The 22627-nt window shown below is 73.1% G+C and carries 21 protein-coding genes; 9 read left to right on the forward strand and 12 right to left on the reverse strand.

Annotated elements, in window-relative coordinates; all coding sequences use genetic code 11:
- Positions 1-11 precede the first annotated feature (11 nt).
- The 4 genes from ACFY1L_RS11765 to ACFY1L_RS11780 are packed head-to-tail and all read right to left on the reverse strand — an operon-like array spanning position 12 to position 3866.
- Positions 12-575 carry an antibiotic biosynthesis monooxygenase family protein gene (locus ACFY1L_RS11765; RefSeq protein WP_388821845.1) on the reverse strand — a complete coding sequence of 188 codons (564 nt, stop codon included), beginning with the start codon at positions 573-575 and terminating at the stop codon, positions 12-14.
- Between the two features lie 17 nt (positions 576-592).
- Positions 593-2089 carry a class I adenylate-forming enzyme family protein gene (locus ACFY1L_RS11770; protein WP_388821848.1) on the reverse strand — a complete coding sequence of 499 codons (1497 nt, stop codon included), beginning with the start codon at positions 2087-2089 and terminating at the stop codon, positions 593-595.
- Entirely contained in the window at positions 2082-3029 is a 948-nt protein-coding gene (locus ACFY1L_RS11775; RefSeq protein ID WP_388821851.1) for an aromatase/cyclase, read from the reverse strand. Before ACFY1L_RS11775 ends, ACFY1L_RS11770 begins: the two co-directional genes overlap by 8 nt.
- Before the next feature lie 45 nt (positions 3030-3074).
- Complete coding sequence (locus ACFY1L_RS11780) at positions 3075-3866, reverse strand: SDR family NAD(P)-dependent oxidoreductase (RefSeq protein ID WP_388821853.1); 792 nt, start codon at positions 3864-3866, stop codon at positions 3075-3077.
- Between the two features lie 189 nt (positions 3867-4055).
- Between ACFY1L_RS11780 and ACFY1L_RS11785 the strand changes: the two genes are divergently transcribed.
- Positions 4056-4496 (forward strand): nuclear transport factor 2 family protein, encoded by a 441-nt coding sequence (locus ACFY1L_RS11785; RefSeq protein ID WP_388821856.1) that lies wholly within the window; start codon positions 4056-4058, stop codon positions 4494-4496.
- Positions 4497-4898: 402 nt separating this feature from the next.
- Here the strand turns inward: ACFY1L_RS11785 and ACFY1L_RS11790 are convergent, their stop codons facing one another.
- The 6 genes from ACFY1L_RS11790 to ACFY1L_RS11815 all read right to left on the reverse strand — a co-directional run bounded on the left by ACFY1L_RS11790 (position 4899) and on the right by ACFY1L_RS11815 (position 10249).
- The gene (locus ACFY1L_RS11790) at positions 4899-5162 is read right to left on the reverse strand and encodes an acyl carrier protein (RefSeq protein ID WP_361267826.1); all 264 of its coding nucleotides are present in this window, start codon (positions 5160-5162) and stop codon (positions 4899-4901) included.
- Positions 5163-5188: 26 nt separating this feature from the next.
- Positions 5189-6424 carry a ketosynthase chain-length factor gene (locus tag ACFY1L_RS11795; RefSeq protein ID WP_388821859.1) on the reverse strand — a complete coding sequence of 412 codons (1236 nt, stop codon included), beginning with the start codon at positions 6422-6424 and terminating at the stop codon, positions 5189-5191.
- Entirely contained in the window at positions 6421-7710 is a 1290-nt protein-coding gene (locus ACFY1L_RS11800) for a beta-ketoacyl-[acyl-carrier-protein] synthase family protein (RefSeq protein ID WP_388821861.1), read from the reverse strand. Before ACFY1L_RS11800 ends, ACFY1L_RS11795 begins: the two co-directional genes overlap by 4 nt.
- Positions 7711-7716: 6 nt before the next feature.
- On the reverse strand, positions 7717-8526 hold the full coding sequence (locus ACFY1L_RS11805; protein ID WP_388821864.1) for a thioesterase II family protein: 810 nt from the start codon (positions 8524-8526) through the stop codon (positions 7717-7719).
- Positions 8523-9293: a cyclase family protein gene (locus tag ACFY1L_RS11810; protein WP_388821867.1), complete on the reverse strand. Its 771-nt coding sequence runs from the start codon at positions 9291-9293 to the stop codon at positions 8523-8525. The genes ACFY1L_RS11805 and ACFY1L_RS11810 overlap by 4 nt, the downstream gene beginning before the upstream one ends.
- 137 nt (positions 9294-9430) lie before the next feature.
- Positions 9431-10249, reverse strand: coding sequence for a BTAD domain-containing putative transcriptional regulator (locus tag ACFY1L_RS11815; RefSeq protein ID WP_388821870.1), 819 nt, complete (start codon positions 10247-10249; stop codon positions 9431-9433).
- A 314-nt stretch (positions 10250-10563) separates the two neighbouring features.
- On the opposite strand from ACFY1L_RS11815, the gene ACFY1L_RS11820 reads away from it, so the two are divergent.
- The 4 genes from ACFY1L_RS11820 to ACFY1L_RS11835 are packed head-to-tail and all read left to right on the forward strand — an operon-like array spanning position 10564 to position 16166.
- A complete protein-coding gene (locus tag ACFY1L_RS11820) occupies positions 10564-10722 on the forward strand; it encodes a hypothetical protein (protein ID WP_388821873.1) in 159 nt (52 codons plus the stop codon).
- Positions 10722-13013 (forward strand): TOMM precursor leader peptide-binding protein, encoded by a 2292-nt coding sequence (locus ACFY1L_RS11825; RefSeq protein ID WP_388821876.1) that lies wholly within the window; start codon positions 10722-10724, stop codon positions 13011-13013. The genes ACFY1L_RS11820 and ACFY1L_RS11825 overlap by 1 nt, the downstream gene beginning before the upstream one ends.
- 55 nt (positions 13014-13068) lie before the next feature.
- A complete protein-coding gene (locus ACFY1L_RS11830; RefSeq protein WP_388821879.1) occupies positions 13069-13755 on the forward strand; it encodes a hypothetical protein in 687 nt (228 codons plus the stop codon).
- Positions 13756-13805: 50 nt separating this feature from the next.
- Positions 13806-16166, forward strand: a complete 2361-nt coding sequence (locus ACFY1L_RS11835; RefSeq protein ID WP_388821882.1) for a sensor histidine kinase — start codon at positions 13806-13808, stop codon at positions 16164-16166.
- Positions 16167-16185: 19 nt separating this feature from the next.
- On the opposite strand, the gene ACFY1L_RS11840 is transcribed toward ACFY1L_RS11835, so the two are convergent.
- Positions 16186-16800: a response regulator transcription factor gene (locus ACFY1L_RS11840; protein ID WP_361267806.1), complete on the reverse strand. Its 615-nt coding sequence runs from the start codon at positions 16798-16800 to the stop codon at positions 16186-16188.
- A gap of 244 nt (positions 16801-17044) precedes the next feature.
- Here ACFY1L_RS11840 and ACFY1L_RS11845 point away from each other — a divergent pair, with 244 nt between their 5' ends.
- The 4 genes from ACFY1L_RS11845 (at position 17045) to ACFY1L_RS11860 (ending at position 22010) form a co-directional block, all read left to right on the forward strand.
- The gene (locus ACFY1L_RS11845) at positions 17045-17338 is read left to right on the forward strand and encodes a DUF6059 family protein (RefSeq protein ID WP_388821885.1); all 294 of its coding nucleotides are present in this window, start codon (positions 17045-17047) and stop codon (positions 17336-17338) included.
- Positions 17339-17429: 91 nt separating this feature from the next.
- Positions 17430-19133 (forward strand): fatty acyl-AMP ligase, encoded by a 1704-nt coding sequence (locus tag ACFY1L_RS11850; RefSeq protein WP_388821888.1) that lies wholly within the window; start codon positions 17430-17432, stop codon positions 19131-19133.
- Complete coding sequence (locus ACFY1L_RS11855) at positions 19130-21076, forward strand: acyl-CoA dehydrogenase (RefSeq protein WP_388821891.1); 1947 nt, start codon at positions 19130-19132, stop codon at positions 21074-21076. Before ACFY1L_RS11850 ends, ACFY1L_RS11855 begins: the two co-directional genes overlap by 4 nt.
- A 106-nt stretch (positions 21077-21182) precedes the next feature.
- On the forward strand, positions 21183-22010 hold the full coding sequence (locus ACFY1L_RS11860; RefSeq protein ID WP_388821894.1) for a 4'-phosphopantetheinyl transferase family protein: 828 nt from the start codon (positions 21183-21185) through the stop codon (positions 22008-22010).
- A 181-nt stretch (positions 22011-22191) separates the two neighbouring features.
- Here ACFY1L_RS11860 and rpsT read toward each other — a convergent pair whose 3' ends face one another.
- Positions 22192-22458: a 30S ribosomal protein S20 gene (gene rpsT, locus ACFY1L_RS11865; protein ID WP_361267796.1), complete on the reverse strand. Its 267-nt coding sequence runs from the start codon at positions 22456-22458 to the stop codon at positions 22192-22194.
- Between the last annotated feature and the right edge of the window lie 169 nt (positions 22459-22627).

The raw sequence follows: 22627 nt of genomic DNA on the forward strand, positions 1-22627 counted from the left end.
GGTCCTCCTGTTCAGGCCCCGGTGGGGGAGAGTTCGGCGCGGTTGCCGGCGATCGGGCGGGCGGGCACGGCGCGCTCCACGAAGGGGGCGCGGGCGGCGGTCGCCTGCTCGGCGGAGCGCCAGCGGGTCAGGGCGGTGAAGCCGCCGGGGCGGGCGAACAGCGACTTGGCGACGTCGGCGGAGACGAAGCCGGCGGCCTCGGCGTAACTGCCGTAGGCGCCGGGGTCGTTGTCGGTGACGAACTCGACGACCAGGTGGTCGCCCTCGCGCGCGGACGCGCCGTCGAGACGCAGCACTCCCATCGACGGGTCGGCGACCACGTCCACGATCTTGTGGAACTCCTCGGCGTGCTCCTTGAACGTGTCGCTCGCGAGCACCGCCTGGAAGTCCTCGGGCCGCTCCCACCAGCCGAAGTTGACGTACACCTCGGGCTGTTCGGTGGAGCGCACCGCCTGGTGGGCGACGAACCTGGGGCGGCTGCGCATCCACTCCACGTGGGTCAGGAAGCGCTCCTCGAAGTCCTCGGCGTCGGCCGGGTTCTTGAGGGTGAAGGTGTTGATGACGGTGAAGCTCATGACGGTCCCCTTCGGGTTCAGGCGGGCTGGCGGCTGGTCAACTGCTGGGCCAGGAGCCGGCGTTGGATCTTTCCGTTGCCGGAGCGAGGGATGGCGTCGAGCGTCACCGCGTCCCGGATGTGCTGGTAGTAGGGCAGTTCGTCATTGACGGCGGACACGACGTCCCGCAGGTCCGCGGGGTCTTCGAGTACGACCAGTGCCCCCGCGACCGCGCCGTGCTCGGCATCCGGCAGCTCGACCACGACCGCGTCCCTGACGCCCGGCTGCCGGAGCAGGACCCGCTCCACCTCCGAGGGCGCGACGAGGAAGTTGTCGCACTTGAAGACGTCCTTGAGCCGGTCCACCAGGAACAGCCGCCCGTCCTCGTCGACGCGCCCCACGTCCCCGGTGCTCAGCCAGCCGTCCGGCTCCAGACCGGTGCCGTCCGGCCCGCCCAGGTAGCCCTGCATGACCTGCGGGCCGCGCAGCTGTACCTCGCCCACCGAACCGGCGGGCAGCACCGCCCGGCTGTCGATGTCCACGACCCGGCACCCGGTCCCCGCGACGGGCCGCCCCACCGAGCCGTGCACCGGCCGGTCGGGGTCGTCGCTGTGCGTCAGCGGGGCCGTCTCGGCGAGCCCGTACCCCTGGAACACGGGAATCCCGAACCGCTTCGACAGCCGCCGAGCCGCGGCCACCGGCAGGGCGGAACCGCCCGACGCGATCCGCTTCAGAGTGCGTACGGAGATGCTGTCCAGGTCGGGATCGGCCGCGAGCCGCGCCAGCCGCACCGGCAGGCTGTAGAAGATCGTCGCCTGGTGCCGGTTGGCGGTCATCAGCGCCGCGTACGGCTCCGGCGCCGCGCACAGCACCTGTGTGGCGCCCGCCGCGATCGCCGAGTTGAGGTGCATCGGGTGGTACGTCGGCAGGTGGTTGAGGGCGACCGTGTCGCCGTCGAGGCGGTGGGCGTCGGCGATCTGCGCCGCGTTCACGACGACGTTGCGGTGACTGAGCCGCACCGCCTTGGGGCGGCCGGTCGTACCGCTGGTGAACTGCAGTACGGCGGTGTCGGCGGGCCCGGTACCGGGCCCGGCGGGGGCTTCGGCACCCTCGGGCAGCGCACCGATCCGCAGCACCTCCCGCAGCGCGGGCAGCCGGTCGCGCACGCCCGCGAGCCGGGCCTCGAGGGCCGCGTCCACGACGGCGACGGTCGCGCCGCTCAGTGTCAGGACGTGCAGCAGGTCCTCCTCGCGCAGCAGCGGGTTGACCACGGCGACGGTCCGCCCGGCGCGCGCGGCGGCGTAGTAGGCCACGGCGAAGTCGGGGTGCAGCGAGGAGGCGACGGCCACGACCTCGCCGGCACCGGTCAGGCTCTGCAGCGCGGCGGCGACGGAGCCGACGCGCGCGTCGAGCGCCGCGTAGTCCAACTCCGTGTCGTCGGCGACGATCGCCAAGCGCTCCGGGTGGTCGACGGCGGCGCGCGCGAGCAACTGGTCGATCCGGTCGGGTACTTCGGCGTACGGCAGCTCAGCCACGGAGCGCCTCCGCGTGGGCCTTGGCCAGCTTCAGGGTGTTGGTGCTGTTGGTGCTCAGCGCCTTGTGGACGTACTCACGGGCGTCGGCGACGGTCTTGCCCGCGCCGAGGATCGGCTCCACGGCGGACGGCTTCAGGGTGACCGTGTGCCGGGAGGTGACCGCGACGCCGCCCGCGACGGGACGGATCGTCCAGGCGCCGGTGTGCGCGGTCATCAGGCCGGGCACGGTGGTCTGCTTGTAGACGATGCGGTCGGGCTCGAACACGATCCGCACGGACTCGGTGGTGTGCGTGGAGCCGTCGCGGGCGCTGGTGTCCATCGCCATGATCTGCACGCCCGGCTCGTCCTCGGTGAGGTCCAGACGGGCCACGTGCGGCAGCCGCTCCGGCCACAGGTCGGCCCGGTCGAGGAAGGCGAAGACGTCGGCGCCGTCGGCCGCCATCTCCACGGTGTCCTCGAAGGAGAACACCAGCTCGTCCAACTCCCGGTACTGCTCGGCGAGTTCCTTGATGTTGTTCAGCTCGGCCGCGCTGTTGCGGTCCACCGCCGCCGTGATCCACTCGACGCCGGCCGGGTCGTCGTCGACGGCGGAGAAGTCGTGGTGGAGTTCCAGCAGCGAGGAGTTCGCGTCGACGGGCGAGACCACCCAGGTGCCGCCCATCGCGGCGACCGGCGGCGCGGAGACCTCCTGACGGAAGTCGACGCGCAGCCCGGCCGGGTCCAGGGTGCGGCGCGAGACCCAGTTCTTGACCGCGCCGTTGGCGAACGCCCAGATGTGGATCCGCTCACTGCCCTCGTCCCGCTCCAGGTGCTCGACGTGCACGTTGGGGGCGAAGTACTGGGGCCACTTGGTGACGTCGGCGACGATCCCGTACACGACCTCGGCGGGCGCGGCGACGGCGATGCTGTGCAGGGTGCGGTGCGGTGTGGTCACGGACACGGTTGAACTTCCTTCGTTCAAAGGGCAGTTGATGGGTGGGGTGGCTCAGAAGTTGCCGAGACCGCCGCAGACGTTGAGGGCCTGCGCGGTGATCGAGGCGGCGGTGTCGGAGGCCAGGTAGCCGACCAGGCCGGCCACCTCCTCGGGCGTGGAGTAGCGGCCGAGCGGGATCTTGGCCTGGAACTTCTCGAGGATGGCGGCCTCGGAGGTGTCGTAGGCGGCGGCGTAACCGGCGCGCACGCGCTGGGCCATCGGCGTCTCGACATAACCCGGGCAGACTGCGTTGACGGTGATGCCGGTCGGGGCGAGCTCGTTGCCGAGCGCCTTGGTGAAGCCGACCACGCCGTGCTTGGAGGCCGAGTAGGGGGCGCCGAGCACCACGCCCTGCTTGCCGGCGGTGGAGGCGACGTTGATGATCCGGCCCCAGCCGCGCTCGCGCATGCCGCCCTGGTTGAGGACCTCGCGGGTGGCGAGGAAGACCGAGGTGAGGTTGGTGGCGATGACGTCGTCCCACAGCTCGTCGGCGATGTCGGCGGTCACGCCGCCGCCGCTGCGGCCCGCGTTGTTGACCAGTACGTCGATCCGGCCGTACGCGGCCACGGCGGCGCCCACCAGCGCCTTCACCGAGGCGCCGTCGCGCACGTCGGCGACGGTGCCGTCGGCCTCGTAACCCTCCTCGCGCAGCTGCTTCACGGTCAGCCGGACGGACTCCTCGCTGCGGGCGCAGATGAAGACGGCGTACCCGGCCTCGGCGAGGGTGCGGGCGGCCGCCAGGCCGATGCCGCTGGTGGCGCCGGTGATCAGTGCGGCCCTGCGGTCCTTGTGCTCCTGCGTCATGGGGTCTCTCCTCGGACGTGTCGCGTATCGCTGTCGATGCGCCCCAAAGTGCCGAGCCGCACTCGAACGGGTGTCGAGCACCGGTGGATGGCGGCGGCTCCAGAAACCTCCGACCGGACCCCGACCGGACTTCGAGCCGCGGCGGCGACCGTGGGAGGCGTCAAGAGGAGCCATCGGGAGAGGACCCGCATGACCGTCACCGAGCTGCCGCAGTCCGCAACGGCCGGGCTGTACCAGGAGATCCAGCAGTTCTACGCCCGGCAGATGCATCTGCTCGACGACGGCCGGGTCGAGGAGTGGGCCCAGACCTTCACCGAGGACGGCGTCTTCGCGGCCAACGCCCAGCCCGTCCCGGCGGTCGGCCGCGCCGCCATCACCGAGGCCGCCGCCAAGGCCACCGCGGCGTACGCGGAGGCCGGCGTCCAGCGCCGCCACTGGCTCGGCATGGTGTCGGTCGAGTCCGCCACCGCGTCGGCCGTCACGGCCCGCTGCTACGCCCTGGTCATCGAGACCCCGCGCGGCGGCCGCCCCGAGATCAAGGCCAGCACCCTCTGCGAGGACCGCATCGTCCGCGTCGACGACACCTGGCAGATCCAGGACCGTCGGATCACCCGCGACGACCTCATCTGACCACCCCCCCCAGGGCCGACCCGTGTCGGCCCACCCCGACAGTGCCCGCACGCGAATCCCCCGGCGTGCGGGCACTGTCGTATGCCGGGCGCACGAGTGCCGCTCGGGGGCGTCTTCGAGGGGCGGTGTGCCGTGGTTTTCAGGCTTCGCCGGGGTGCATCTGGCGACGCCGGGGTCTCGGCGAAGGCCCCCGCCGCAGGCCGTCGGCTCTCGCCCCGGGGCGAGAGCCGAATCCCGCGGAGCCGTGCCGGAGGCCGCCGGGCGAAGCCGCGGTCGACGGGCGGAGGCGGCCGTGGATCCACCCGAACGCGCCGCCACACCCACCTGGGCACGCCGCAGGCCGCCACACCCCGCGGGGGGGTGGGCGGCCTGCGTGCGTGGAGCGGTTGCCCGGCCGGAGGCCTACGCGGCCTTCGCCACCGGTGCTGCCCCCAGCTGCTCGTTGATGAACTCCAGCAGCAGGCGCGGGGTCGTCGCCTCGGCCACCGTGTCGTCGGAGAGCTGGATGTCGTAGTCGCGCTCGATGACGCCGGTGACCTGGAGGACGGCCAGCGAGTCGTAGCCGAGCTCGTCGAAGGGGACGTCGAGGACGTCGCCGTCGAGGTCGACGCCTTCGTCGACACCGGCGCAGTCGCGCAGGAGGGTGGTCAGTTCCTTGAGATTCATGGAAGTCGCCTTTCTGATAAGGGAATTCAGTCGTCCGCCGTGACCACGGCCGCCGCGTTGAAGCCGCCCCGGCCCCGCGCCAGCACCAGTGCCGTGCGGACCGGGCCGCGCCGCGCCTCGGTGACCAGGTCGAGGGCGTAACCCGCGGCCGGCGCCGGGACATTGACGGTCGGCGGGATCACCGCGTCCCGCACCGACAGCAGCGCCGCCGCCAGGTCGAGCGAGGCACCGCCCGCCAGCAGTCGGCCGGTCATGGTCTTGGGGGCGGTCACCGGCACCCCGTGCGCCCCGAACAGCGCGGTGAGGGCGTCTGCCTCCTGCCGGTCCAGCTCGGGCACCCCGGCCGCGTCGGCGAACACGACGTCGACCGCGGAGGGCGCCACCGAGGCTTCGTCCAGGGCGAGTTCGGCGGCCCGAAGCAAGCCCGGCGCACCGCCCCTGCCCGGCGCCGGGTCGAACGTCGCCGCGTATCCGGCGAGCCGCCCGTACACCCGCGCCCCCCGAGCCCGTGCCGCCTCCGCGTCCTCCAGTACGAGGATCGCGCCGCCCTCTCCGACGACGTACCCGGAGGCCTCGGCGCCGAAGGGGAGGTAGGCCCGGGACGGGTCCGCGACCGTGCTCATGCGGCCGCCCGCGAGCTGCGCGGTCCAGCCCCACGGGCAGATCGCGCCGTCCACACCGCCCGTGACGATCAGCTTGCTGCCCTTGCGCAGCTGCCGCCGCGCCTGGGCGACCGCGTCGATCCCGCCGGCCTGCTCGGTGACCAGGACGCCGCTCGGCCCGCGCAGCCCGTGCCGGATGGAGATCTGGCCGGTGTTGACGGCGTAGAACCAGGCGTACGACTGGTACGCGCTGACGTACTGCCCGCCCTTGCTCCACAGCGCCTGCAGCTCGCGCTGCCCGTACTCGAAGCCGCCCGCCGAGGCGGCGGTGACCACCCCGGCGGAGTACGGCGGCAGTTCGTCCGGGGCGGCGCCGCTGTCCTCGACGGCCTCCTTGGCCGCGGTGAGCGCGAGGCGCGTCATGTGGTCGGTCGCGGGGAGGAGGCGGTTCGGGACGTGCGCGGCGGGGTCGAAGTCCGGGACTTCACCGGCGAGTCGGGCCGGGTAGCCCGACGCGTCGAAGCGGGAGACCGGGCGGATGCCGCTGCGGCCGTCCAGCGTCGCCCGCCACCAGGCCTCCGTACCGAGGCCGTTGGGCGCGGCGACGCCGATGCCGGTGAAGACCGCGGTCGCGGTGCGGGTCGGCAGTGCGGTGGTCATGCGGCCGTACCTTCCTTCGCACGGCCCGGTCGCCCGGGCCTGGTGAGCACGATCGCGCTCTGGAAGCCGCCGAACCCGCTGCCCACGCTGAGCACCGTGTCGATCTCCTTCTCGCGCGCCGTGACCGGCGTGTAGTCGAGGTCGCACTTGGGATCGGCCTCGTGCAGATTGGCGGTGGGCGGCACCACGCCGTGCTCGATGGCGAGCGCGGACGCCGCGATCTCCAGCGAGCCGATGGCGCCCAGCGAGTGCCCGATCATCGACTTGATCGAGGAGACGGGCGTGTCGTACGCGTGCTCGCCGAGGCTTCGCTTGAACGCGGCCGTTTCGTGCCGGTCGTTCTGCAGCGTGCCGGAGCCGTGCGCGTTGATGTAGTCGACGTCGGTGCCGGGGATGCCGGCCTCGGCCAGCGCGACCGTGATCGCCTCCGCCATCTCGGCGCCGTCGGCCCGAAGGCCCGTCATGTGGTACGCGTTGGAACGCGAGGCGAACCCGGCGATCTCCGCGTAGATGTGCGCGCCGCGGGCGACGGCCTGCTCGTACTCCTCGAGGACGAAGACCGCCGAACCCTCGCCCAGGACGAAGCCGTTGCGCGACTTGTCGAAGGGACGCGAGGCGGTCTCCGGCTCCTCGTTGCGGTTCGACGTCGCCTTGATCGCGTCGAAGCAGGCGACGGAGATCGGCGAGATCGGCGCCTCGGTGGCCCCGGCGACCATGACATCGGCGCTGCCCTCGCGGATCAGCTCGACGGCGTGCCCGACCGAGTCCAGGCCGGAGGTGCAGCCGGTGGACACCACCGCCGTCGGACCCTGCGCGCCGAACTCCCAGGCCACCTCGGCCGCGAACGAACTCGGCACGAAGTAGTCGTACAGATGCGGTACGGCCCGCTCGTGGTCGACCAGCCAGGCGGCGCCGTCGTCGCTGACGGCCGCGTACTCGTAGTCCAGGCCGGTGGTGGCGCCGACCGCGCTGCCGATGGTGACACCGGTGCGGAAGGGGTCCGCGGCGGCCACGTCGAGTCCGCTGTCGGCGACCGCCTCACGGGCGGCGACGAGCGCGAACTGGGCGGCCCGGTCGAGTCGCCCGCCCTGTTCCTCGGTCAGCCCCTGGGCGACCGGGTCGAAGTCGACCTCGGCGGCGATGCGCGACCGGAACGCCGAGGCGTCGAAGAGCGAGATCGCCCGGGTCGCGGTGCGGCCCTCGGTCAGCAGGGACCAGTACTCCTTGGTGCCGACGCCCCCGGGGGCGACCACACCGATTCCGGTAATGACGACGCGTCGGCTCACCAGGCGTCACCTCTCTGATCGGTCAGCTGTTGCGACGAGTGTCGACGGGCCGTCTTGACCGGCACTCGACTCGTCTTGGAACGGCTCCCGCAGCTCCTCGGCCACCTCGCGCAGCAGCCGCGGCACGGATGCCTCCCGGACGAAGAAGTGGCCGCCCGGCAGGGTCTGCAGCCGGAACTCGGCGTCGGTGTAGTCCGCCCACTCGGCCATGTCGGCCAGCGGGGAGATCGGGTCGTCCCGCCCGGCCAGCGCGATCAGCGGCGTACGCAGCCGCGTCCCCGCCCCCGCCCGGCACAGCGACTCCCCGAGCCGCAGGTCGTCCCGCAGCGCGGGCACCACCCGCCGCCGCCACATCCCCACGTCCCGGCCCGCCGCCTCCGCCGGTACGGCGTCCAGGTCGACCAGCAGCTCCAGGAGTTGAACGTCGGACAGGCCGAGGCTGCGCAGCAGCAGATTGCGCAGATGCGGCGGCGGCACGGCGCCCACCACCACCCGGGCCGGCGGATGCAGCCCGTCCTCCTCCAGCGCCAGCGTCAGCGCGTGCGCGACGAGACCGCCGAGGCTGTGCCCGTAGAGCAGATACGGCCGGTCCAGCAGCGGCAGGATCAACTCCCGCAGCTCGCCCATGAGTTCGGCGGCGTCGGTGATCCGGGCCTCGCGCGAGCGGGGCCCGCGGCCGGGCAGCAGCACCGGCACCACCTCGGCGGCGTCGCCGAGTTCGCGCTGCCAGCGGGTGAAGGAGGAGATGCCGGCGCCGGCGTGGTGGAAGCAGAACAGCCAGGGCGCCGCCATCTCCGAGCTCGTACGCAGCCTCATGGCTCGATCAGGGCCACGGCCCGGGTCCAGCCCGCTCCCGCACCGGCGATCTTCACGGGGAAGCAGGACACCCGGAAGCCGTGCGCGGGCAGGGTGTCGAGGTTCGCCAGCCGCTCCACCTGGCAGTACTCGCGGCGCCGGCCGGCGAAGTGGGCGGGCCACAGCACCGAGCGGTCGCCGGTCTCCTGGAAGGTGCGGATCATGTGCCCGAAGGGGGCGTCCAGGCTCCAGGCGTCGGTGCCGATGACACGGACGCCGAGGTCGAGGAGGTGGTCGGTGGCGGGACCGTCGAGGCCCGCGAAGTCGGTGAAGTAGCGGGGCGTACCGGCGAATCGGGACGCGCCCGTGTACAGGAGCACGATGTCGAGCGGCTGCGGCACATACCCGGCGTCGGCGATCGCCTTGTCGATCCGCTCGACGCCGATGACCCCGGTGCCGACGTCGGAGACGTCCAGCACCACCGCCGGGCGCAGGAACCAGTCGAGCGGCATCTCGTCGATGTTGCGCGGCCGCCCGTACTCGCCGACCGAGCCGTAGTGCGAGGGGGCGTCCACATGGGTGCCGGTGTGGCTGGTCAGGGTGAGGGTGTCCAGCGACAGCAGTTCACCGCCGGGCAGGTCGGCGGGGTCGAAGTCGAGGCCGAAGTGCTCCTTCATCTCCGCCGCCATGTGCCGGGCCCCCTCGGCGGGCGTCATGATCTCGTGCACGATCGGGTCCGGCTCCCACCCGGCCGCGTCCACGGCGGACGACAGGTCGATGACTCGCAAGGTGAACCCCCAGGTTCGGTAGGAGAGTTGCGGGTGCACGGTGCGACCGCACGCTGGAGGACCGGTGGAGGACGACAAGCGCCGGACCCCGCCCTCTCGTGAAGGGCGGGGTCCGGCGCGAGTGCGTGCCCGGTGGTTCAGGCGGCGAAGAGGTCGAGCGTGCGGCGGCCCCCCGACACCGCCGCATCCAGGGAAGGGTCCCCGGCGAGCACCGCGTGGTGCAGCTGCTGCAACCGCACGGACGGGTCCAGGCCCAACTCCTCAGCGAGGCCGCGCCGCAGGTTCTGGTACACGTCCAGCGCCTGCCACTGCCGCCCCGAGCGGTACAGCGCCACCATGCACTGGGCGTGCAGGCCCTCGTGCAGCGGGTGACGTGCCGTCAGGGAGGTGAGTTCCGCGAGCAGTTGCATGTGCCGGCCGAGCCTGAGGTCGCAGTCGATGCGCTGCTCCAGCACCTCGAGCCGGCTCTCCTCGAGCCGCACCAGCTCGATCTCCAGCAGCGGACCGAGCCGTACGTCGACCAGGGCCGGCCCGCGCCACATGGCGAGCGCGTCCCGGTACAGCGCGGCGGCCGTGGTGTCGTCGCCGCGGTCGGCCTCCGCACGGGCGGTCGCCACGAGCCGGTCGTACTCGTGCACGTCCACCGAGCCGGGCTGCACCTCGAGCAGGTAGCCGCCGTGCCGGGTCGCCAGCACCTCACGGGCGCCGTAGGGGCTGTCGGGCCCGAGCGCCTTCCCGATCAGGCGGCGCAGCTGGAGGATGTAGGTCTGCAGCGTGGTCAGGGCGCTGCGGGGCATGTCGCCGCCCCAGATCTCCTCCATCAGCGTCGGCACGGGCACGACCTGGTTCGCGTACACGGACAGCAGGGCCAGGATCTGCCGGGGCTTGCCGGCGCTGGGGACGATCGATGTGCCACCTGTTTCGGCCATGAGTGGGCCGAGCACCTTGATCTCCATCGTGGGTTCCTCCGGGGTTGGATCCGCCGGACCTCCCCGTCGTATCGGGCCCGGCTGCAACACCTTCCGAAGCTCTCATCGGGCCGTGTTTCCGGCCAGTGCCGTCCTCCTGAACCCGGCATGCGGCTGTCCCTGTGACGAGTGTGAAAGTTTCATGCCCATCCGGTGACCGTGGCACTGGGGAGGGGCGGATTCCGGCGGCAGTGTTCTCCACGTCGGCCCGACCGGAACACAAGCGCCGAGGGGATCACACCCCGCCGCCGGACGTGCCGACGAATCCACCGACCAACCCACTGACCAAGGGATGGAAGACCATGACGGGGAACACGTTTGCCGCTGCCGCCGCCCACGACGACCTGGTGATCGAGGAGTTCGGCCGGAACACGACGGCGTACCAGGCACCGCTGATGACCCACATCTGCAGCGTGACCGTGCTGCCGGCCGCCGCCGACGCCGCTTCGTACAACGCCTGATGACGGCCGTCGAGTCCGCCGCCCCGCTGCTGGGGTTCAAGCCGCACCTGCGGGTCGAGCAGGTGCCCGGTGAAGCGGTGTACCTGATCTCGGACCAGCGGGTGACCGCACTGCACGGCGAGCAGATAGCCCGCCTCGCCCCGCTCCTCGACGGCACCCGCCCGCTGGACCGCATCGCCCGCGACACCGCGGACGCCCTGCCGCCCGGACAGGCCGCCCACCTGGTGCACCGTCTGGCGGACGCGGGCCTGCTGACCACCCGCGACCATGCGCCCGTCCCCGGCGAGGCCGCGGAGCAGGCGTACTGGGAGGCGGCCGGCCTCGACGGATCCGCGGCGGCGGAGGGCCGCGGATCCGGAACGGTCGGCGCGGTGTCGGTGGGCAGCACGCCCGCACGGGAGTTGGCCGCTGTGCTGCGGGCGGCGGGCCTGACGGTCCCGGACGAGCCGGAGGTTTCCGGCGGTTCCCTCACCGTCGTCGCCTGTGACGACTACCTCGACCCCGCGCTCGCCGTCGTCGACGCCGAGCACCGGGCGGCCGGGCGGCGTTGGCTGCCGGTGCGGACCGAGGGGACCGAGCAGTGGATCGGCCCGTTCTTCGGCGACCCGGACGGGCCCTGCTGGGCCTGTCTCGCCGAACGGCTGTGGCGGTCCCGGCCGGTGGAGGCGCACGTCCAGCGGATGCTGGGCCGCTCGGGCCCGGTGCCCCGGCCCTCGTGCGGCCTGCCCGCCGCGCGTCTCGCCGCCCTGCAGACCGCCGCCCTGGAAGCCGCCAAGTGGCTCTCCGGCTTCCGGCACCCCAGCCAGCTCGCCCTGCGCACCCTCGACGGCCTCGCCCTCACCGCCGCCCTGCATCCGGTACGGCGCCGCCCGCAGTGCCCGACCTGCGGCGAGCCCGGCACCGCGGCCGCCCAGGTGCAGGCCCCCGTGACCCTGCGCTCCCGTATCAAGAACGACACCGCGGGAGGCGGCCACCGCAGCCTCACCCCACGGCAGTTGCTGGGCCGCTTCGGCCACCACCTCGACCCGGTGACCGGCCTGGTCCGCGAGATCCGCCGCGACACCCGAGGCCCGGAGTTCTTCCACTCCTACTGCGCCGGCACCAACCCGGCCGCGGGCCAGGGCCTCGGCGCCCTCAGGGCCGGCCTGCGCAGTTCCTGCGGCGGCAAGGGCACGACCGCCCTGCAGGCCGAGGTCGGCGCGTTCGCCGAGGCCCTCGAACGGCACAGCGGCCACCTCGAGGGCGGCGAGGCGGTCGTCACCGGCAGCTACCGCGACCTCGCCCCGGCCGCGATCCACCCGAACGCCGTCCAGCTCTACGACCCGCGCCAGCACACCGACCGCGCCGCCTGGAACGCCCGCCACAGCAGCTTCCAGTACGTCTGCGACCCCTTCGACGAGGACGCCGAGACCGGCTGGACCCCGCTGTGGTCCCTCACCGAGAAGCGGCACAAACTCCTGCCCACCTCGCTGCTCTACTACGGCGTCCCGCAGCCCCCGGGCCACGTCTTCTGCCTGGCCAACTCCAACGGCACGGCCGCGGGCGGCACCCTGGAGGACGCCGTGCTCCAGGGCTTCCTCGAACTCGTCGAACGCGACGCCCTCGCCCTGTGGTGGTACAACCGCACCCGCCACCCCGCCGTCGACCTGGACGCCTTCGCCGACCCCTGGATCACCGAACTGCGCGGTGTGTACGCCTCGTTGAAGCGCGAGGTGTGGGTCCTCGACCTCACCGCCGACCTCGGCATCCCGGTCCTCGCGGCCGTCTCCCGCCGTACCGACCGCGCCCCGGGCGAGCCGGAGGAGATCATGTTCGGCTTCGGCGCCCACTTCGACTCCCGTGTCGCCCTGCGCCGCGCCCTGACCGAGCTCAACCAGATGATGCCGCACGTCGTCGAGGGCCTGGGGCCCGTTGCGAAGAGCAGCGCCGCCGACGACCCCGACGTCGGCCACTGGCTGCGCACGGCCACCGTCGCCGCCCACCCCTACCTGCTGCCCGACGGCTCGACCCCCACCGGGCCCGGCACGCACCCGTACACCCCCCGCGAAGACCTGCGCGAGGACATCGAGACGGCCGTGGCCCTGCTGCGTACCCACGGCATGGAACTGCTCGTCCTGGACCAGACCCGCCCCGACGTCGGCCTCCCCGTGGTCCGCGTCGTGGTCCCCGGCCTGCGCCCGCACTGGGCCCGCTTCGCCCCCGGCCGCCTCTACGACGTCCCGGTACGGCTGGGCAGACGCACCGAACCGACCAGGTACGAGGACCTCAACCCCGTACCGCTGTTCCTGTAGCGGCTCCCCACAGCCACCCCGATCCCCCCACACCCATCCACCCGGAAGGACCCTCATGCGCATCGACCGTCTCGCGGCCCCCGAACTCTCGGAGCTGTGGTCGCTGCGCGAGGACGTCACCGTCCGGTTCGACGGCGACGCCGCCCTGCTGCGCACGCCGTGGGGCCGCCGGTTCGTCCCGCGGCCCGCCCCCGCCGTCCGCGAGGCGCTGCGCCGGATGCTGCTCGGCCCGGTCTCGCTCGCCAACGTGGTGCCCGGCTTCCCCGGTTACGACGTGCCCGAGGAGCACTGGGACGACGCCTCGCGCGAAGTCCTCGCCGTCCTCGACGCCCACCAGGACGTGGTCGTACGCCATCTCGCGGCCGGTGCCGCCCTGTGCCTGAGCGTGGTGCCCATGGCACCCGAGGCCCGCTTCAGCCCGCCGTCCGCCGAACCGGACCCCGGCGCCCGCCTACGGGACGACGTGGCCGTACGCGACGAAGGGCGCACCACGGTCCTGTACGCCCCCCGGCTCCAGCACCGCCTCGAACTCCACGGCCCCGAGGCGGACCTGCTCCTGCAGCGGCTGCGCGGCCGCCCCGACGACGGCGCCGCCCCGGGGCACCCCCCGCCGGCCGTCACCAGCGCCGCCCGCTGCTACGCGGCCGCCGCCGGACTGCTCGCCGAAGGCGCGGCACCCGGCGGCGGAGCTGTGCGACGGACCGGACAAGGGCTACTGATCAGGGACGATGATTCTTTATGATCCGGGGCTGGAACGTGCTGTGACCGAGCACCGTGATCCATGGGGGAAACTTGAGCACAATCACAGCCGGCCGCGCGGACGGAGACACCGTCCCGGCCGGCAGTCAGGAACTACCGCCACGCAAGGCGATAGCCATCACGGCCGTCGTCCTCGTCGGCTTCTTCGTCATCGACGGCTCGTACGTCTGGGCCGAACACCCGCCCGCCTGGGAGCGGGTCGGCGCCCTGTCCGGTTTCGCCGGGATGCTGGTCCTGCAACTCGGCCACTCCTTCCCGCGGTTGTTCCCCTTCCTGACCCGCTACCGCTACGCGACCTGGGCCCTGCAGGGCCTGCTCGCCTATCTGCCCATCGCGGTGTTCGGAGCGGCGTGGGGCGGCATGACCGTGTTCCTCACCGCGTCCGCGGTGCTGGTCTTCCCGGCCGTGCTCGGCTGGCCGCTGTTCGGCCTGTGCGCGGCCGGGGAGATCGCGGTCTTCTACCACTACCGGCTGGGCTGGGCCGACACCGCCTACGCCGCGGTCGAGGCCGTGCTGATCCCGCTGATCGTGATCGGCCTCTCCCGAATGTCCGACATGATCGTCAAACTGCACCGCTCGCGCGCCGAGCTGTCCGAACTGGCCGTCGCCGGTGAACGGCTGCGCTTCGCCCGGGACCTGCACGACGTGCTCGGCTTCAGCCTCTCGGCGATCTCCCTGAAGTGCGAACTGACCTATCGCCTGCTCGCCGACGCCTCCACGAAGGCACAGGACGAGCTCACGGAGATACTGCACACCTCCCGCAAGGCCCTGGCCGACGTGCGCTCGGTCAGCCGCGGCTACCGGGAGATGTCCCTGTCCGGGGAGGCCGACGCGGCCGTGTCGATGCTGGCCGCGGCCGGTATCCGTACCGATCTGCACTACGACTGCGGGCAGTTGCCGGGCCCGGTGGACACCGCCCTCGCCGCCGCGCTGCGCGAGGGCCTGACCAACATGCTGCGGCACAGCAAGGCCGAGCGGTGCGTGATCGAGGCCGAGGTGGAGACCGGCACCGTACGGCTCGGCCTCGCCAACGACGGCGTGGGCCGCGCCGCCCGGCTCGCCCACTCGATCCCCGACGGCGGACTCGCCGCCCTGGAGCGCCGGATCGAGGCACTCGGCGGCTCGCTCGACCACGGTTGCGGCGACGACGGCTGGTTCCGGCTGGTGGCCACGGTCCCGCTGGCCGAGGAACCGGAGCCCGATCCGCGCTCCCGCCCCGCCCACGAGACCGGTTCCCCGACGGCCCGCGCGGTCGAGGCCGGCCACGCGGACCTGGTGCCGCGCGCCGCCGCGGCGATCACCCTCGCCGTCCTCGCCGGCTACTTCGCCGCGTACCTGGTCGTGTCGCTCTCCTTCGAACCGGAGGCCCCCGAACTGACCGGGGCGGTGCTCTGCCTCCTCGTGATCCTCGGCCTCCACCTCGCCGAATCGTTCCACTGGCGCACCCCGTGGGCGGCCCGCTGGCCCGGCCGCCCCCAGTACCTCGCCCTCGGCCTGCTCGCCGTCTTCCAGTTCGCGCCGTACCTGCTCTTCCACCAGAACTGGGTGGGCATCCCCGGCTTCCTCGCGGGCTCCGCCCTGCTGGTGCTGCCCGCGGCCGCCGCCTGGCCGGCCCTGCTCGCCGTGATCGTCTGCAACGACGCCGCGCTGTACGCGGTGGGCAACGCCGTGCAGGACATCATCTACGAGTCGGCGTACGACGTGATCTGTGCCCTCGTCGTCTTCGGACTGTCCCGGATGGCCCAGCTCGCCTCCGAACTGCACTGGTCCCGCGCCGAGATCGCCCGCCTCGCGGTCATCACCGAGCGCCTCCGCTTCGCCCGCGACCTGCACGACCTGCTGGGCTTCAGCCTCTCCGCGATCACCCTCAAGTGCGAACTGGTGCGCAGGCTCGCGGCGGAGAAGCCGGTACGGGCCCAGGAGGAGTTGACCGAGGTGCTGCAGATCGCCCGGCAGGCCCTGGCCGACGTACGGATCGTGGCGGGCGGCAACCACCGCATGAGCCTGACCACGGAGGCCGAGAACGCCTCGGCCATGCTGGCCGGCGTGGGTATCCGCGCCCAGGTCCGTCTCGACTGCGGCGACCTGCCCTGCGACGTGGACACCGTGCTCGCCACGCTGCTGCGCGAGGGCCTGACCAACGTGCTGCGGCACAGCCAGGCCAGACAGTGCCGGATCACCGCCGAGCGCGCGGCCGGTGCGATACGGCTCTCGCTGGTCAACGACGGGGCCGAGGGCCGCGGCAGACCCGTACTGGACTCCCACGACGGCGGCAGCGGCATCGGCAACCTGTCCACCCGGGTCAAGGCGGTGGGCGGCCGGCTGACGGCGGGCCCGTGCCGGGACGGGTGGTTCGAACTGGCGGCGGAGGTCGAGCTGGAGCCGGTGGGGTAGAGGGGGTGCGCGCGGTCGTTCAGATCGCGCGCAGCCAGCCCGCCTCGCGGGCGATGCGGATCGCGTCCACGCGGTTGCGGGCGTTGAGCTTGCTGACCGCCGAGGTCAGGTAGTTCCGTACCGTGCCGGAGGAGAGGTGCAGCCGGGCGGCGATGTGCGAGGGCTCATGGCCCTCCGCCGCCAGCTGCAGCACCTCCTGCTCCCGGTCGGTCAGCGGCGAGGGCCCCGAGTCCAGGGTGGCGAGGGCCAGTTCGGGGTCGATGACCCGCTCGCCCGCGGCGACCTTGCGGATCGCGTCGCACAGCTCGTCCGGGTCGGAGTCCTTGGGCAGGAAGCCGGAGACATGGGCGGCCAGCGCCCGGCGCAGGTTCCCGGGTCTGCCCAGGCTGGTGAGGATCAGGGTGCGGCACTCCGGGACCGAGGTGTGCAGCGCGGCCGCGGCGGTGATGCCGTCGGTGCCCGGCAGGTCGATGTCGAGAACGGCGACATCCGGCCGCAGGGCGAGCGCGGTCGGCACGATGTCCGAGCCGGAGGACAGCTCCGCCACGATCTCCAGCCCCGATTCCAGCTGGATCAGCGAGACCAGTGCCTTGCGCAACATATGCATGTCTTCGGCAATCAGAACTCGTACCACTTAGGCCCCCCGAGCCTCGGTCATGAGTCAGTCTCGGCCAAGTATGCCGCAAGTCGTGGCCAAGGCTGATGGCCAGATTCCGCACCGTCGCCACGCCTTCGGTCACGGAGCCTCCACGCAAGCTCCAGCAATCCTCCAGCCTGCCCTTTCATCCTCCGAGCCGCCCGGCCGCCGAACGGCCCCGGGGGAAGGGAGAGGCGAGCGATGACGAAGGAAACCCGCGGCTCGAATGGTGTGCTCTGACATGGCGCGGCGGAAGCGTCCAGGCCACTGGCGCCGCCGGCTCGGCCGCCTGCTGCGACCGGTGGGCGAGGCCCTCATGGTCTACGGCGGCGTGGATCTGTACCTAGCGGCGGCGGACGGCACCCGGGCCCGGCTGCACGGCCTCGACGACGGCTTCCGGCTGATGGTCGCCGCCGACGCGGACGGACCGCCGCCGGGCCACCCGGAACGACTGCGCCCGGATGTCCCGCTCAACCCGCAGGAGTTGGCCCTCCTGCACGACCTGCTGGACGGGGCGCCCGGGTTCCGCAGGTGACAGCACAGTTGATCTTCAAGTGTCCGTTTAGTGCCGGCGCGGAGAGTGGGGTGGACGACATCCGCGCCGAGCCCGACGGGGGAGCAGAGGGATGACACCAGCGAGGAGCTTCACACACGCTCTGGCCGGGCGGTTCGCCGCCGGCGCCGGGGACACCGCTCTGCTCTGCCTGGACGAGGAGGGCCGCCCCACCGCCCACACCTACGGCGAACTCGACGCCAGAGCCCGCACCGTGGCCGCCGCGCTGCACGGCCGCGGTGCCGAGGGCGCACCCGTCCTGGTCGCCACCGGCAGCGGCGCGGACACGGTGGCGGCCCTGCTCGGCTGCCTGTACGCCGGGGCCGTCGCCGTGCCCGTGCCGCCGCCGGACGCGTCCCGGGCCGCCGCCGAGCGCACTGCCGCCATCGCCGCGGAGACCGATGCCCCGCTGCTGCTCACCCACTCCGCCGACGCCCCCGAGTTCTCGCGCCGGCTCTCCGCGGCCGGGCGGCAGGCGGTGGTGTGCCTCGCGGTCGACAACCTGCGCGCCCAGAACACCGATTGGCGGCCGCCCGCCGTCGACGGTACGGACCTCGCCCTGATCCAGTACACGTCGGGCAGCACGGCCGCCCCACGCGGCGTCCGGGTCACCCACGCCAACCTGCTCGCCACCATGGAGAGCCTCAGGCACGCCCTGCGCACCGACCGCACCGACCGCATCGGCGGCTGGCTGCCGCTCCACCACGACCTGGGCCTGATCGGGCAGCTCCTGCACCCGCTCTGGCTCGGCGCGACCGCCGTACTCATGCCCCAACGTCTGTTCGCCGCCGACCCGTTGCGCTGGCTGCACGAGGCGGCCCGGCACGGCGTCACGGTCACCGCGGCCCCGGACTCGGCCTACGCCCGCTGCCTGGCCGCCGTCACGGACGCCGACCTCGCCCGCCTCGACCTCGGCCGGCTGAGGCTCGCCGTCAACGCCTCCGAGCCGGTCTCGGCGGTCACCCGGACCGCCTTCGGGCGCCGCTTCGCCAAGGCGGGCCTGCGCCCCGAAGCCCTGGTCGCGGGCTACGGCCTGGCCGAGGCGACCCTGCTGGTCAGCGTCGGCGCCCCGACCACCACCACGTTCTCCGCCGCCGAACTGGAGCACGGCACCCTGATCCCACCGACCCCCGGCCACCCGGTCCGCGCCCTCGCCGCCGGCGGCCGCCCCACCTCCGTCACCGTCCGCATAGTCGACCCCTCCACCTCGACGACCCTCCCGGACGGCTTGGTGGGCGAAATCTGGGTCCGCGGCGAGGCGGTGACCCCCGGCTACTGGCGCCGCCCCACGGAAACAGCAGCCGCCTACGACGCCACGACCACCTCCGGCGAACACGGCTTCCTCCGCACGGGCGATCTCGGCGCCCTGCTGGACGGCGAGCTGTACGTCACCGGCCGCATCAAGGACGCCCTCCTGGTCGACGGCCGCACCCTGCACCCCCAGGAGGTGGAGCGCCAACTCGCCCTGTCCGGAGCCCCGTTCGGCTCGGCGGTGGTACTGGCGGCGCCCGCCGAGCGCGAGCAGCTGGTCGCCATCCAGGAGATCCGCGGCACCGCCTGGAACCCCCGCCAACTGGCCGACCTCGCGGCCCGCGTACACGGCTGCCTGCACGCCGAGTTCGGCACCGCCCCGGGCAACGTCCTCCTGGTCCGCCCCGGCACGGTCCGCCGCACCACCAGCGGCAAGATCCGCCGCACCCTGATGCGCGACCTCTACCTCCGAGGCGAACTGCGCCCGCTGTACGCCCAGTTGGCGGAAGGGGGGCTGAGCCCGTGACCGCGCAGGACCTGACAGACCCCAGGACGACGACCACACCGCTCCTCCCCGCGACCGCGCCGCCCGCCGCCACGGAGTCGGCCCGCTCGCCGCTCGGGACCCGGGCTGCCCCGCGCGGGGCTTCCGCCGCAAACGCCCCGGCCGGACCAGACACTTCGGCGGCCCTTGCCAGTCCCCACCGTTCGGCCGTCGGCGGCCCGGCGGGCGGAGCCGATGTCTTTGCCGTCCCGGAGCCCCCGCCGTCGACCGACGTCCACCACCGCGCCGCGCGCCTCGAACACCGCCTCGGCGACCCCGGCGACCCCGCCAACCCCCTCGGCTTCCGAGCCCTGCTCGCCGCCGACGACGACTGTGAACTCCTGCCGGAGGCCGAGGAGTTGCTCGACGGCGAGGGGTTCGGGGCGGAGCTGGTGCCCGTGGCGCTGGGCGGGCGGCTGCACGATGCCGACGGGCTGGTACGGATGCTGCGGCCCGTCTTCCGGCGTGATGTCGCGCTCGGCTTCGGGTACGGCATCACCTCGCTGTTCGCCGCCGCTCCCGTCTTCGCCGCCGGGTCGCCCGGTCAGCAGGACACCGTGGCCCGGCTGCTCGCCTCCGGCGGGCGTGCCGCCATCGTGCACCGGTCCCTCGCGCACGGCACCGCGATGCTCCGGGGCGAGGTGGACGCCATGCCCTACGGCGACGGCTATCTGCTGCGCGGCCGCAAGGACGTCGTCATCAACGCCGAGCGGGCCGGCGCGATAGTCGCCTACGTCCGCACCGACCCGGCGCCCGGGCCCGCCGCCCACTCGGTGTTCCTGCTCGATCCCGGTCAACTGCGCGGCGAGGGGCTCCGGTTGCTCACCCGGCGCCCCACCACCGGCATGCGCGGCTGCCGTTTCGCCGGCTACGAGTTCGCGGACTGCCGGGTGCCGGGCGACGCCCTGGTCGGCGCGGAGGGCACCGGCGTACGCCTCGCCCTGCGCACCTTCCAGCTCAACCGCACCCTCATCACCGGCGCGGTGATCGCCTCCGTCGACACGGTGCTGCGCGCCGCCGTGCGCGCCGCCCTCGCCACCGGCACCCTCGGCAAGCGCCAACGCGGCGTCCTCGCCGGCGTGTTCGCCGACCTCCTGGCGAGCGACAGCTGCGCCGTCGCCGTACTCCGGGCCCTCTCCCTGCTGCCGAACAGCGCCCACCTCGCCGCCGCCGGCCTGAAGTACCTCGTACCGGACCTGCTCCGCGACGACCTGGAGGAGCTGGCCACCGTCCTCGGCGCCGGCGGCTACAGCCGCGACACCGACCAGGGCATGCTCTCCAAACTGCTGCGCGATCTGCCCGCCGCCGGCCTCGGCCACGCCGGCACCGCCTCCTGCCAGGCCGTCGTCATCCCCCAACTCCCCTTGCTGGCCCGCGAGTCATGGGGGACGGAACCCGAACCCCCGCCCGCCCTGTTCCGCCCCGACGCGCAGGTCCCCGCCCTCGACCTCGCCGCCCTCCAGGTGGCCGGCGGCGGCGACTTCCTGGCCGCCGCGCTCGGCGCCTCCACCGCCCGCCTCGCCGAGAACCGCACACCGGGCCCGTACGGCGAAGCCCTGCGCACCCTGGCCGCCGCCTTCCGCGCCGCCCTGCTCGACCTCCGGGACAGCTGCCGCGCCCTGGAACCCGGCGACCGCGCGGCACTCACCAGCCCCGCCATGCCCGCGCTCGCCGACCGGCACGCCGTGCTCGGCACCGCGGGCGCCGCCCTCGCCACGTGGGAACAGCGCACCGACGGCTTCCTCGCCGACCCCGCCTGGCTCGTCCTCGCCCTGCACCGGCTGGGCCGCCGCCTCGGCCTCACTCTGCCGCCCCTCCCCGCGGACTGCGTCGACCGCGTCACGGAGGAACTGCTGGCACGCTTCCGTGCCGGCCGCGGTCTCGATCTCCACGGGGCGCCGCTGGCGGAAGCAGGTGCGCTGTGAAGAGCCCGGCCGTGACCTCGTTGCCCTCCGTGAACACCCCGGCCGTGCCCCTGTCCCTCGTCTTCTTCGTTCTCCACGGCGCACCCCTGGCGGAAGCAGGTACCCCATGAACAGTCCCGCCGTAGCCCCGCCCCTCCTGATGCCCGGGCCCGACAGCCCCTGGAGCCGGGTCAGGCAGTCCATGGCCTGGCACGGCCATGTCGTCGTGCACGCGGCCTGGCACGACTGGCTGCCCGCCACCCTCGCCGACCCCCGGCTGCGCCCACTGCTCGGCGCCCGCGACTGGCAGCGGTTGCACGCCCTGACCGACCCGCAGGCCCGCGACCGCTTCGCCGCCTCCCGCCTGCTGCTGAAGTACACGGCCGGCGCCGCCCTGCAGACCCCGCCGGACGCCGTGGAACTCGCCTCCAAGGCGGGCGGACGGCCGTATCTGCGCGGCTGCGACCAGATCGAGGTGAGCCTCAGCCACACCGGCGACCTGCTCGTCGTGGGCCTGAACCGGCGCGGCCGCATCGGCGTCGACACCGAGCGCGCGGACCGCCGCATCCAGTACTCGGCGGTCGAGCGCCATCTGTGCACCCCGGACGAGCGCCGCCGCCTCGCCGCCCTGCCGCCCGAGGAACTGCAGCAGGACCTCGTGCACACCTGGGTCCTGAAGGAGGCGTACACCAAGGCGCTCGGGCAGGGCATGCGGATGGGCTTCACCCAGTTCGGCTTCGGCCCGGACCACTCCACCCTGCTCACCCCGCAGGGCGCCCCCGCCTCGCACGGCGAGTGGTCCTTCGCCACCTTCGAGCTCGACGGCGGCCACCTCGTCGGCGTCGCCTGCCACGACGCCGGCTACGGCGACGACGGCGACACGGCCGTCTCCACCATGCTCGACGAGGGCTTCCTCGGCGAGGTCGTCGACCTGGTCGGCCGCGCCGCCCACTGACCGCACGACGAAGGCCCCGCCTCGTAACCCCTGGGGAGGGGAGGAGGCGGGGCCTTCGGTTCAAGCTGTCGAGCCCGTACCCGCGTGGCGAACGCAGGCCGCGTACAGGCTCTGGGGTGCCGGTCGGGAGCGGATGAGAGAGGGCCCGCTCTGGTCCTTCCGGCGGTCAGATCGGAGAGTTTCAGCCCTTGAGGGACTCGACCTTGGAAGCAAGCGCCGACTTCTTGTTGGCGGCCTGGTTCTTGTGGATGACGCCCTTCGAGACGGCCTTGTCGAGCTGACGCGCGGCAGCGCGCTGGTACTCGGTGGCCTTCTCGACGTCACCCGCGGCAGCGGCCTCACGGGCCTTGCGGATCGCGGTCTTCAGGGAGGACTTGACGGCCTTGTTGCGCAGCCGGGCCTTCTCGTTGGTCTTGATCCGCTTGATCTGGGACTTGATGTTCGCCACTGATTGAGCCTTTTCAGGTTCAGGCACGGGACCGCACGGGACCCGCACCAGGTGATTTCTTGAGGTGTGCCTCGCGCTGAGAGGGCATGAGACACAGCCACCCAGGCTACCAGTGGCCCGGAGAATGGCCCAAACCGGTCCCAGGTCGCCCGCCGTGGGACCATGGAGC

Origin of the sequence: Streptomyces sp. NPDC001663 (assembly GCF_042893105.1) — a bacterium.
Taxonomy (GTDB): Bacteria; Actinomycetota; Actinomycetes; order Streptomycetales; family Streptomycetaceae; genus Streptomyces.